This is a genomic window from Wielerella bovis, from assembly GCF_022354465.1.
GTDB lineage: Bacteria > Pseudomonadota > Gammaproteobacteria > Burkholderiales > Neisseriaceae > Wielerella > Wielerella bovis.
In genome coordinates, this window is record NZ_CP092361.1 from 1,394,965 (window position 1) to 1,407,927 (window position 12,963).

Sequence of the window (12,963 nt, forward strand, 5' to 3'; positions counted from 1 at the left end):
TGATTTGCCGTTCGAAGCATGGTGCAAATCATTCTACAATTCTTAAACTTACAAACGTGATTTTGTTCAGGCAGCCTGAAAATGGTAGAATAAACAATTTATCGTCGTTTCAAATAAAAATAATACAGCATCGATTGCCAATTTCCTTAATGTACGATTTGTACACAACGGTCACTATCGCCTTGTCTTATTGCTATTTTTAATGACCATATTTTGTATGATACTTCTTTCAGGCTGCCTGAAAGAATCATTTTTAATTAATAGGATAAAAAGTGGAATTCACTCAAATAACATACGCCTCTATCGCAGCACTGGTCATCGGCATTATTTTACTGGTATCGGGAAAAAAGGAACGCAACGAAGAAGGTGAATGGAGCAGCGCAATTCAATGGGGCTATTTGCTCGCCATGATTGGCATTTTTGGCATCCTCGCCGCAGGTTTGCAATGGAGCTTTACCGCCGTTCTATTATTATTCACCGTTGCAACGGGCATCATTTGGACATGGCACAAAATCAACGCCAAAAAGCAGCCTGAAAACATACACGACAACAATCATTTCCGTGATTACATTGCAGGATTTTTTCCTCTGGTTGCTATCGTATTTTTCCTGCGCACATTTATCGCTGAACCTTTCCAAATTCCGTCCAGCTCCATGCGCCCTGGTTTGGTCAAAGGCGATTTTATTCTGGTTAATAAATTTGCGTATGGCATTCGCATACCTGTACTCAATACCGTTGCTGTACCAACGGGCAATATTCAGCGTGGCGATGTAGTGGTGTTCAATTATCCCGTTGAGCCCAATACCAATTACATTAAGCGCATCGTAGCTGTTGGTGGAGATGTAATTGAATATAAAGATAAAATATTAAGTGTAAATGGGATAGTCAGCCAAGATACACCAGCAGGCAATTATGCTTATCCAGACGATTTTGATTTTAGAAAAACACATAATATTCAGTTAGTTCATTCTGTTTTTGGCGATAAAAAATTTGATGTCTTAAAAGATGAAAATGAGCCTAGTATTTCAGCTCGCGCATGGAATGCTTATCAAGACATCATGCAAAATAAAGGTTTATCAAGCGAACTTCCTGAAAATTGCCAATATGCAGAAGATGGCAGCGCATTCCGTTGTACTGTGCCACAAGGTAAATATTTTGCATTGGGCGATAACCGTGACAATAGCGCAGACAGCCGTTATTGGGGATTTGTGGATGATAAGTATACCGTCGGCAAAGCATTTATCATCTGGTTGAATTTGGGCGACATGAAACGTGTTGGCACAAGCATTCAATAATTTCATAACAAACAGGCAGCCTGAAAGCCTTTCAGGCTGCCTTTTTGCGCTACAATCTTTATTTTACTTACAAAACAAATCAACTCATGCGCCGCCATTTCACTACGCTGATTCTCGCCATCATTCCACTCTTATTTTTATATTGCATGGTCGCCGCACCCTTGTGGGCAATGTTGCGCTACGAAGATGCCGCGCCCTTGTGGACAGAAATCCTGCACGATAGCTATTACCAAAAACGCATTATTTGGACAATTTTTCAGGCAGCCCTAACCGTTGCTTTGACCACATTATTAGGCATACCTATCGCATGGGTATTGGCACGGCTGAATTTTGTTGGACGTAAACTGATACTGCGTCTGCTGATGCTACCGTTTATTATGCCGACTTTGGTGGCAGGCATGGGCGTACTGGCATTGTTTGGCGAACACGGTTTTTTGTGGCGCGGTTGGGCTGATACTGCCGCTTTGTTATTGTATGGTAACGTGTTTTTCAATTTACCCGTGATGATACGCGCCGCCTATCAAGGATTTATCGCTGTACCTGCCAATCGTCTTGCCGCCGCACAAACATTGGGAACAAATACGTGGCAACGCTTTTGGCACGTAGAATTACCCGTATTGCGAACATGGTTAGCAGGTGCAGCGTGTTTAATTTTTCTGTATTGTTTTTCAGGATTTGGCTTGGCATTGTTGTTGGGTGGACAACATTACGCCACGATAGAAGTGGAAATTTATCAACTGATTGCCTACGAATTAAATATGGCAAGTGCTGCGGTATTGGTGTGGCTGGTATTGGGCGTAACCGCATTGGCAGGTATCGCTTCAGCATGGTTTGCGCGACATCACAATACCGCCGAAATTCGCACAAGGCAGCCTGAAAAACCGCGTACCCTAGCCGAAAAAAGTTTATTGTTATTGGCATTCAGTTTATTGTTGCTTACTTGCGCGATGCCTTTGTGTGCCGTGTTTTTTCAGGCTGCCTTTGCAGGTACTGCGTGGCAAGTTTTATGGGATGCGGAAACATGGGCGGCGGTGTGGAATACTGTGCGATTCAGCGCGATGGCGGTGGTAATGGCAGCGATTTTGGGTGGATTACACGCAGCAATCGCGCGGCGATTTCGTGCGATACGCGGATTTACTTTTTTACCGTTTATGGTGTCGCCCGTGTGCCTATCATTTGGCGTATTGCTGCTGTATCCCGATTGGTCAGCAACTTTGCCCATGTTGATTGCTTTATACGCATTATTTGCCTATCCCTTTGTTACCAAAGATATTTTAGCCGCATGGGAAACGCTGCCTGAAAATTACACACAAGCCGCTCGGGTATTCGGTGCCAATCTGTTTCAGGCTGCCTTACAAGTTACCTTACCACTTTTATTGCCAGCCATGCGGCGCGGTTTAACATTGGCAGCTGCAACGTGTATTGGAGAATTTGCCGCTTCCCTATTTCTATCGCGCCCCGAATGGACAACTTTGACCACTTTGATTTATCGTTATTTGAGTAAGGTCGGTGTGGAAAATTATCATAAAGCAATGGTACTGACTTTATTGCTGATGATATTATCGGGCGTGGCATTTTTGGCATTGGATAGTCAGGAAAGGCAGCCTGAATAAGTTTTATAGTGAATTCAATTTAAACCAGTATAGCGTTACCAGCTCCCTTATGTAGTATGTGTACACGGTGGTCGCTGTCGCCTTGTCCTGATTTAAATTGAATCCACTATACAAAGGTTACAGGCTGTCTAAAAACTCATAGTTCAGATTCTAGTATCCAGAATTTTTTAAATAAGCAGTTGTGAAATATAGAAAATGTTGAATTCAAGAATCTGACCTACATCTTGACTTTTAGCCTCAATATGGATTTTATAGTCGTTTATTTTAGAAATTAAGAGTCGCCTTATCTTATTTTTATTTAAACCGACTACAATTTGAAACGACTATAAATTTCAAATATATTGAATTTTTAAGGAAATTATAATGAGTCTAATTATTTTAGATGGTGGCATGGGACGCGAATTGCATCGCCGTGGCGCACCATTTCGCCAGCCAGAATGGTCAGCACTGGCTTTAACTGAATCCCCTCATATTGTTACTGAAACACATTTGGATTTTATTCATGCAGGTGCAGAAGTAATTACCACTAACGCGTATGCCGTTGTGCCATTTCACATTGGTAAGGTGCGTTTTCAAAATGAAGGAGAAAACTTGGCACAAACTGCCGCGCAATTGGCACGTGATGCAGTAGAGCAATCGGGTAAAAATGTACAAATCGCAGGGTCGTTACCACCTTTATTTGGGTCATATCGACCTGATTTATTTGATGTTAATCACGCAGCAGAAATTGCCTTACCTTTGATTAATGGTCAGAAAAATATAGTGGATATTTGGCTGGCAGAAACACAAAGCAGTATTGCCGAAGCAATGTTTGTGCGCCATTTGCTATGTGATGATGAACGTGAATTTTGGGTGTCGTTCACGCTAGAAGACACACATCCACACACTGAACCTATGTTGCGTTCAGGCGAAACTGTAGCGGATGCAGTAGCGGCTTTGATGTCGGAAAATGTGGCAGCAGTATTATTTAATTGTAGTCAGCCTGAAGTCATGGCAGATGCAGTAGGCGTTGCTAAAAAAGTGATGGATACACATTCAGGCAGCCTGAAAATGAAAATAGGCGTATATGCCAATGCATTCGAACCACAAACCGAACAAATGAACGATGCTAACGATGGCTTAGATGCAATTCGTCCCGATATCACACCTGAACATTATTTACAATGGGCAAAAATTTGGTGTGACTTGGGAGCTAATATTGTAGGAGGATGTTGTGGCATTACACCTGAACATATTGCTCAATTGCAAATAGCATTGAAATATGACTAGGAGTTTATGGCAGCGTTGCCAACTCCCTTATGTACTATAGTCGTTTCAAATTAACATATACAAGGCGACAACGCTCTCCGTGTACATCTAGTACATAAGGGTGTTGGCAACGCTGTACTATTTGGGTTGTTTGGCAATACTTTGCTGCGATAAGTGAATTTGTTGGTGTCTTTTAATCAAGAGATATCGAATTTGTGTGATGCGGCATCAATGCCGATAATATGTTGTTTGATTGTATTGCTTGTATTTTCTGTGGTTTCCATCGGTTTCCATTGGTTTCTTTCCTTGTTCATGCAGTGTCTGCGAGCGTATTGTCGCGCACTTGGATACTGTTCAGATTGTGAGATGGGTAGTTGAGTAGGTTTATCTACGCTTCAGTGTCTGTGCACTCAGGTCGGATTCAATTTCCTACTCAACTGGGTGATGTGGATAATACGTTTTTATCCACAAAAGGGAAAGATACAAGGTTGGATTCTTGTTTCTGATAATTTTTAAATAAAAAAACAAATATTTGTTAGAACCTGTGTCCGTAAGATTGATAGCTTGATTTTATTGACACACTTGCGAACACAAGGAGGATTTTCATGATGATAGTGGTTCTATCGGTATGAAAATCCAACGCAGTAGTGCATGAAGTGGCGATAAAAGCAAGCTATTAAGATTATGAACACAGCTTCTTATATTTGACTTATTCTTCCATTCCCTTTAATGTGTTGTTTAAATTTTTAAACTTATAAGCTAAAAATGAACGAACAAGCCCACGCAATGCAGTTAATGAAAGACTGCATTCCCATTTTTACCGTGCTTTCGGACGAAAACCGCCATTTGATTTTAAAGTTATTGCTGGAAAATGGGGCGATGAAAGTCAATGACATTACCGAAAACCTGCATTTGTCTCGCCCTGCGGTGTCGCACCATTTGAAAATTATGCTTTCCGCCAATGCCGTAAGCGTAGAACAAATCGGCAAAGAACGCTTTTACAGTTTGGCGATGAAAGATGAAATTGAAAAAATGGGCGAATTGGTTGAATTGATGAAAAAATATTGTCCGAGTAATCAGAAATAGACTTTCAGGCTGCCTGAAAAAACTTACCGACACCGCTCGCCCCATTCGCACAAAGCGTCCAAAATCGGTATCAACGACAAGCCTTTATCCGACAGACTGTATTCCACTTTGGGCGGGATTTGCGGATATTCGGTGCGAATGACAAGCCCGTCATTTTCCAATTCTTTTAGGGATTGGCTTAATGTCTTGACCGAAATTTTGCCGATTTTGCGTTGCAGTTCATTAAATCGCATATTGGGCGGATTGCGATGTAGCCAAAACAAAATCACCATTTTGTATTTTCCGCCAATCAGCGATAAAGCATAACCAAAGCCTGTCTCTTCAAGCGATTGGATATTTTGATAATTAGGGGCGTTCAGCATTTGACACTTTCCTTTGGGTTAGTAGGTTACGATAAGTTCCGTACTATTTTTTCAAAACATACGCTATTATAATAGATGCACTTTCTTTTTTAAACTGTCAATCGGAGTGTTTTGATGAAAATTCAAATTTGGTCAGATTATGCTTGTCCTTATTGCTACATTGGCAAACGCCATTTGGAACAAGCTCTTGCAAACTTTGCTCACGCTGATAAAGTGGAGATTGAGTTTAAGGCGTTTGAACTGTATCCGCACGCAGGCAAAATGGCGGTCAATACCACCCAAGAGCGTATTGAGAAAAAATACGCCAAAAGCCCACAGGGGGCGTTGGAGATGATTGCTCATATTGAAAAAATGGGCGAGCGGGCAGGGCTTGATATGAATTATGCAGGCGTGAAAAATACCAATACTTTTGACGCTCATCGCCTGTATCAATGGGCGAAAAGTTTGGGCAAGGGCGAAGAGATGAACGAACGCTTGATGCGTGCTTATTTTGGCGATAATCTAGAACTTGCCAATCACGACAATTTGGCACAACTTGCCACCGATGTCGGCTTAAATGGCGATGATGCCAAAAAAATGCTGGCAAGCGATGACTTTATTCAAGCGGTCAAAAATGATGAGAACGAAGCTCAAATCATAGGTGTGCAAGGTGTGCCGTTTTTTGTGTTTGATGGCAAAACCGCCACATCAGGGGCAATGCCTGTGAGCAATCTTTTGGGGCTGTTAAAACAAGTTTATAAGGACAATCAAGCAGATAATCTGGCTGGGGCAAGTTGTGGCATAGATGGGTGCGAATAATGGCAACACACAACTTTATGCTGTCTGAAAAGCCCATTATTTTGGGTCATCAACACGCCCCCAAAGTTTTGATTTTGATACACGGATTGACCCTTTCAGGTAGACAGTTTGTGCCGATTGGTGAGTTTTTGCTTGCTCATTTGGGGCAAGAATGGCAAGTGATTTTGCCCACCGCCCCTGTACAAAGGGTAACTTGGCTTGGCGGTCAAATGACAACCGCTTGGTTTGATTTGCCTGTGGGGCGGTTGGATAAAAACCAAGATGAAACAGGGCTAAACCAAGCCAATCACTACCTTCATCGCTTGATTAATGAATTGGTTCAAACAGGCGTCAATCCTAGCAATATCGTGCTTGGCGGATTTTCGCAAGGCGGTGCATTGGCATTATTATCCGCCTTGACTTATCCTGCACGGCTTGGCGGTGCGGTGTGTTTGTCTGGCTATTTGCCAATGGCGGATAAATTGGGCAATGCTTTACAACGCTTGGATAAGTTGCCCATATTGATGGCACACGGCACAAACGATGAGCCGATAGACATTTCACTTGCCAACAATGCGGTCTTAATATTGCAAAATGACGGTTTTGATGTGGCGTTCAAAAGCTATCCGATTGGACATACGATTGATGAAAGAGAACTGCTTGATGTGGCGAATTGGTTAAAAAATGGTTAGAAAAATCACCGTTTATCGTGATGATAAGCGGTGTTTTTTTATGGGAAATAAGTTTCAGGCAGCCTGAAAACTCTTGACTTTACCCAAAAATCGCTTATAATAAGTTTAAATTTTTAAACATATCAACTTAAAAGAGACCTTTTATGCTATTCCAATCCTTTACTTTCCCCAACGGCACGACCGCCAAAAACCGCTTTTTCAAATCGGCAATGGAAGAACAGCTCGCCCAAGACAATCAGCCGACCCAAGCCCTTGTCAATTTGTACCGCACTTGGGCATTGGGCGGGGCGGGTGTGCTGGTTACGGGCAATGTGATGGTGTCGCCAAACGGCAAAGGCTCGGTGGGCGATGTCGTGGTGTCGGACGACCGCTCGCTCCCTATGCTCAAAGCGTGGGCGGACGCTGGCAAAACTGCAGGCACGCTGATGATTATGCAAATCAACCACGCAGGCAAACAGTCGCCCAAAGTGGTCAATCGTGAACCTGTCGCCCCAAGTGCCGTGCCACTTGTCGGAATGGACGGCTTTATCAATCCGCCACGAGCTTTGCAAGCGGTTGAAATTGAACAAATTATTGGCGAATTCATCACGACCGCCAAAATCGCCGAACAAGCAGGATTTAGCGGTGTGCAAATTCATGCCGCACACGGTTATTTAATCAGCCAATTTTTGTCGCCACACCACAATACTCGTACCGATGACTGGGGCGGAAGTTTAGCTAACCGTATGAATTTTTTATTAAAAATTTATCAAGGCATTCGTGCAACTGTCCGTCCTGATTTTTTGGTGGGCGTGAAATTAAATTCAGCCGATTTTCAAAAAGGCGGTTTTGATGAAAATGACAGCCTTGCTGTGGTTGCCAAATTATCGGAATTGGGCATTGATTTTATTGAAATTTCTGGCGGAAACTACGAAAGCCCTGCAATGCTGGCTGAAAAATCCAGCACCCGCCAAAGAGAAGCCTTTTTCCTAGATTATGCCGAAAAAGCCCGCAAAATCAGCACCGTCCCACTCATCATCACAGGCGGATTTAGAAGCGAAACAGCGATGAATGACGCGTTAAAAAGTGGCAATTTGGATTTAATCGGCATTGCCCGTCCGCTTGCCCTAATGCCCGATTTGCCCAATCAAATCCAAAATGGCTCATACCAAACACTGACCACAAGCCGCATCAAAACAGGCTTTGCCCCACTTGATAACAAAGTCGGGGCGGTTTTGGAAATGGATTGGTATATGTCGCAAATGCGGTTGATTGGCGAAGGCAAATCGCCCAATCCCAAATTGTCGGCGTGGAAAGTGCTGCTCCATACGATTGTGGCGAATGGGAAAGCGGGACTTAGTACAGGGCGGAGCTGATTTTCTTTGTAAAAAAACCGTTCGCCCTGAGCTAAGTCGAAGGGTAGAGAACGGTTTTCCTTGTGGTTCGACAAGCTCACTTTGAGCGGAAAACCTAATGCGGTACATTTTGAGTTTAATTTACCATAAATTCCAAAAAAACTTGAAATTAGTCCTAAAATTTACTAAAATACGCTCAATTTAGTAAATTTTAGGACTATTTATGGTAAACAAACGCACCATTCTGGTTTTGGCTTTGGCTGGGCTGTTTTTGACAGCTTGTGGCGAGCCCAAAACCGACACGACCAAACCTGTTTCATTGATGGCGGTAAATGTGGTACAGCCCGCTCCTGCTGTATTTGGGGCGACGCTGGTTTTGCAAGGCACGGTAACCGCAAAAGAACAAATCGCAGTTGGCACGCCCTTGCAAGGCTTGCAAATTTTGCGTGTTGATGCAGAAGTGGGGGACTGGGTCAAAAAAGGACAAGTACTGGCACAACTTGAAAACACCAATGTCCAAGCACAACTGCAACAACACACAGCACAACTTGCCAAAGCTGAGGCGAATTTGCGTTCACAGCAAGCCAGCCTGAAAGAAGCTCAAACATTGTTAGGGCGTTATCGTGAATTGATAAAAATAGACGCCATCAGCCGTCAAGAATTTGACAGCCAACAAGCCAAAGTGGATACCGCCCAAGCCAGCGTCCAAACTGCCCAAGCCGAGATTGCCGAAATTCAAGCACAAATCACGAGTAGTCATCATCAAAAAGACAAAGCAAAAGTCATGGCTCCTGCTGATGGGGTGGTGATTGCTCGCCATGCTCAAAGTGGCAGTTTGACGGACAATAATGCGTTATTTGTGCTTGCCAAAGGCGGGGTAATGGAAGTACACGCCCAAGCCAATACCAATGAGATTGCCCAATTACAGCCGTCTTTGTCAGCACAAGTGCAACTGCCTGATGGTGGCGTGCGAACAGGAAAAGTGCGATTGTTGCCCAGTGAAGTGGCGAGCAACAACCGTTTGGGCGTGGTCAAAATCAGTTTGGAGCAAGGTGATTTTGTGCCGTCTGGCACGCCTGCAACCACGCACATTAGACTTGCCGATGTCCAAGCACCGTTGGCATTGCCGATGTCGGCGGTGGCATTCACTTCGCCAACCGATGCCAGCGTGATGGTCATTGACCAAAACCAAACCGCCATTCGCAAAGCCGTAACCGTAGGCGTAATGCGTGAAGGGCAGGTACAAATCATGTCAGGGCTGACAGCAGAAGATTTGGTGGTGAAACAGGCAGGGGCGTTTATCAGCGAAGGCGATAAATTGTTGCCCCGTTTGGCACAAGGAGAAAATCAATGAAAACAGGCATTTCATCTTGGGCGATTCGCCGTCCCATTCCCACGATTGTGCTGTTTTTGGGATTGATGATTTTTGGGATTTTTTCATTTTATAAATTGCCGATTAATGCCGACCCCAATATGGCGTTTCCCTTGGTTACTGTTTCGGTCAGCCAAGAAGGTGCGTCTGCCGAAGAGCTGGAAAATGCGGTTACTCGTCAAGTGGAAAACGCCTTGTCGGGTATGGCTGGTGTCCGCCACATTACTTCTAGTTTGACGCAAGGCAATTCGGTAACGACCGTAGAATTTCAATTAGAAACCGACACAGACCGTGCCGTGAATGATGTTCGCAATGCCATTAGCCAAATTCAAGGCGATTTGCCCCAAAACATCTCTGCCCCTGTCGTTTCACGGGCGGACACAGAAGGCGGTGCTTTGGTTTATTATGCCGTAGAGTCGCCCAATATGAATCAAACGGAACTGGCGTGGTTCATTGATGATACGGTCAGTCGCCGAGTGTTGGCGTTGTCTGGCGTTCAGCAGGTCAATCGCATTGGTGGAGCAAAGCAAGAAATTCAAGTTTTGTTAAAAGCCGACAAATTGCAAGCTCTGGGCATCACAGCCGAACAGGTCAGCCAGCAGATTGCCCTAACCAATGTCAATATGCCCGCAGGACGCACCAAGCTGTTTGATGGCGAACAATCCATTAGCGTGCAAGGGAGCAGTCGTGATGTTGAGACACTGGCACAAATGATGATTTCACTTGGTGACAACCGTCAAGTGCGGTTGGACGAATTAGCCGACATCAAAAACACCCACGCCGAGATTCGCAGTCGCAGTCGTCTTAATGGGCGTGAAGTGCTTGGCTTTAATGTCCTTCGCAGTAAAGGAGCGAGCGATACCCAAGTGATGGCAAGGGTGGAACAAGCCGTTGCCGAGCTTGCCGAAAAATACCCCGATGTGCGTATCCAAGAAGCTTACAACAGCGTTGAAACCACCAAAGAAAATTACAAAGTGGCAATGACCACTTTGCTAGAAGGGGCGATTTTGACGGTGCTGGTGGTGTGGCTGTTTTTGCGTAATTGGCGTGCCACCTTGGTAGCGGCGATTGCTTTGCCCTTGTCCATTTTGCCTACTTTTGCGGTCATGCACTTGCTTGGCTATACGCTCAATAGCGTTACTTTGCTTGCCATTACGCTGGTGATTGGGATTTTGGTGGACGATGCGATTGTAGAAATTGAAAACATTGAAACACATTTACATCAAGGCAAACGCCCGTTTCAGGCTGCCTTAGACGCATCAGATGCCATTGGTTTTGCCGTGGTGGCGATTACAGGCACGATTGTGGCGGTATTTTTGTCTGTCAGCTTTATTGGTGGTGTGACGGGGCAATATTTTAGTCAATTTGGCGTAACGGTATCGGCGGCGGTGTTGGCGTCTTTGCTCGTGGCTCGTTTGGCAACCCCTTTGCTGGCAGCCTATTTGCTCAAACCACTTCACAAAAATACCCACGAAAACCAAAATAAAACAGGCAAATTGCACGGACTTTATTTGGCATTGCTTGCCAAAGCCTTGCATTTTCGCAAAACCACGCTGTTATTGGGTGGGGTATTTATGGTGGCGTCTTTTGCCCTGATACCGCTTTTGCCCACAGGATTTGTCCCCAAAGGCGATACAGGCAGAAGTCAGGTGGAGATTGCATTACCGCCTGCCAGTACGCTGGCTCAGACAGACAGCGTCTTAAAGCAAATTGAACAACGACTACAAAGCCGTGATGATGTGGCAGGCGTGTTTGTTACTTTGGGCAAAGGTGGGGAAATCAACAAAGGCGAATTGCTCATCAACCTAAAACCACACAGCGAACGTCAAATCAGCCAAAAACAATTTGAAGAAGAATTGCGACAAGAGTTACAACAATTTGCCGATATGCGTTTTTCGTTTCGCAACGAGCTGGCGGCACGAGATGTGTCCATTACGCTGGTGGGAAGCGACCCACAACAACTTCGCCAAACCGCCCAAACGCTCAAAGAACAAATGGCAACCTTACCATCGCTTGCCAACATTGGGATAAATGCCCCATTGATGAAACCAGAGGTGCAAGTTCGTCTCAATCACAGCGAAGCCAGTCGGCTTGGCGTTACGCCACAGGCGGTGGGGAATTTACTTCGCATTGCCACCGTTGGCGACACAGGGGGCAATTCGGCACGCTTTAATTTGAGCGACCGCCAACTGCCCATTCGGGTTACGCTTGGCGAACAAGACCGCAACAATTTGGCAGTGTTAAGCCATTTGCCCGTTGCCACAAACAATGGCACAACCGTACTGCTCAACAGCGTTGCCGAGTTGTTTATTGGCGAAACTTCATCAGGCATTGAGCGTTTTGACCGTGAACGCCAAGTGATTGTGGAAGTCGATTTGACCGAAGGTTACACCATTGGCGATGTGTTAAATGCCGTCAATGGCTTGCCCATTATGCAAGATTTGCCAGCAGGCGTGAAATTGCCCGAAACAGGCGATGCCGAGTACATGAGTGAAATGTTTGAGCAATTTGGCATGGCAATGGGTTTTGGCATTTTGATGGTTTTGATGGTGCTGATTTTGCTGTTTCGTGATTTTTTGCAACCCTTGACCATTTTGATTGCCTTGCCACTGTCTATTGGTGGGGCGATGGTGGGTTTGCTTTTGTATGGGGCGGCTTTGGATATGTCTTCTGTGATTGGCATTTTGATGTTGATGGGCATTGTAACCAAAAACTCCATTTTGCTGGTGGATTTTGTCATTGAAAAACGCAAGCAAGGCACAGACCGCCATACGGCACTCATGCAGTCGGGGGCAGAGCGAGCCAGACCGATTGTGATGACCACGATTGCGATGGTGGCAGGTATGTTGCCTGCGGTGTTTGCCAGTGGTGCTGGGGCGGCGTTTCGTGCTCCGATGGCGATTGCGGTCATTTGCGGACTGATAACTTCAACGTTACTCAGCTTGATTTTTGTGCCTGTCTTTTATGCGTTGATGGACGATGTCAAAAATTGGCTTGCCCCCAAATTGGCAAAACTGACTTCGGTTACCGAAGCCGACCGCCAGTTGGCAGAAAAAATGGGGGAATAATGCTTGCTTGATTAAAAAAACACCGTTTAAATGTCAATTTAGACGGTGTTTTTTATGATAAGTTATAGTGGATTCAATTTAAATCAGGACAAGGCGACAACAACCGCTGTGTACAC

Annotated in this window: 10 protein-coding genes; 9 read left to right on the plus strand and 1 reads right to left on the minus strand. The window is 44.8% G+C overall.

Annotated elements, in window-relative coordinates; genetic code table 11:
* The first annotated feature begins 272 nt into the window (after positions 1-272).
* From lepB to MIS45_RS06865, 4 genes are all read left to right on the plus strand, one after another.
* Positions 273-1,295: a signal peptidase I gene (gene lepB / locus MIS45_RS06850; protein WP_249449985.1), complete on the plus strand. Its 1,023-nt coding sequence runs from the start codon at positions 273-275 to the stop codon at positions 1,293-1,295.
* 86 nt (positions 1,296-1,381) lie between these two features.
* Positions 1,382-2,908 (plus strand): ABC transporter permease, encoded by a 1,527-nt coding sequence (locus MIS45_RS06855; RefSeq protein WP_249449986.1) that lies wholly within the window; start codon positions 1,382-1,384, stop codon positions 2,906-2,908.
* A gap of 363 nt (positions 2,909-3,271) precedes the next feature.
* Positions 3,272-4,177 carry a homocysteine S-methyltransferase family protein gene (locus MIS45_RS06860; protein WP_249449987.1) on the plus strand — a complete coding sequence of 302 codons (906 nt, stop codon included), beginning with the start codon at positions 3,272-3,274 and terminating at the stop codon, positions 4,175-4,177.
* 744 nt (positions 4,178-4,921) lie between these two features.
* Complete coding sequence (locus MIS45_RS06865; protein ID WP_249449988.1) at positions 4,922-5,242, plus strand: ArsR/SmtB family transcription factor; 321 nt, start codon at positions 4,922-4,924, stop codon at positions 5,240-5,242.
* 23 nt (positions 5,243-5,265) lie between these two features.
* Here MIS45_RS06865 and MIS45_RS06870 read toward each other — a convergent pair whose 3' ends face one another.
* Positions 5,266-5,604 carry a winged helix-turn-helix transcriptional regulator gene (locus MIS45_RS06870; protein WP_249441919.1) on the minus strand — a complete coding sequence of 113 codons (339 nt, stop codon included), beginning with the start codon at positions 5,602-5,604 and terminating at the stop codon, positions 5,266-5,268.
* A gap of 114 nt (positions 5,605-5,718) precedes the next feature.
* Here MIS45_RS06870 and MIS45_RS06875 point away from each other — a divergent pair, with 114 nt between their 5' ends.
* The 5 genes from MIS45_RS06875 to MIS45_RS06895 all read left to right on the plus strand — a co-directional run bounded on the left by MIS45_RS06875 (position 5,719) and on the right by MIS45_RS06895 (position 12,847).
* Complete coding sequence (locus tag MIS45_RS06875) at positions 5,719-6,402, plus strand: DsbA family oxidoreductase (protein WP_249449989.1); 684 nt, start codon at positions 5,719-5,721, stop codon at positions 6,400-6,402.
* A complete protein-coding gene (locus MIS45_RS06880) occupies positions 6,402-7,073 on the plus strand; it encodes an alpha/beta hydrolase (protein WP_249449990.1) in 672 nt (223 codons plus the stop codon). The genes MIS45_RS06875 and MIS45_RS06880 overlap by 1 nt, the downstream gene beginning before the upstream one ends.
* Positions 7,074-7,216: 143 nt before the next feature.
* Positions 7,217-8,428, plus strand: coding sequence for an NADH:flavin oxidoreductase/NADH oxidase family protein (locus MIS45_RS06885; RefSeq protein ID WP_249449991.1), 1,212 nt, complete (start codon positions 7,217-7,219; stop codon positions 8,426-8,428).
* Between the two features lie 202 nt (positions 8,429-8,630).
* Positions 8,631-9,761, plus strand: a complete 1,131-nt coding sequence (locus tag MIS45_RS06890) for an efflux RND transporter periplasmic adaptor subunit (protein WP_249449992.1) — start codon at positions 8,631-8,633, stop codon at positions 9,759-9,761.
* Complete coding sequence (locus tag MIS45_RS06895) at positions 9,758-12,847, plus strand: efflux RND transporter permease subunit (protein WP_249449993.1); 3,090 nt, start codon at positions 9,758-9,760, stop codon at positions 12,845-12,847. Before MIS45_RS06890 ends, MIS45_RS06895 begins: the two co-directional genes overlap by 4 nt.
* The last annotated feature ends 116 nt before the right edge of the window (positions 12,848-12,963 follow it).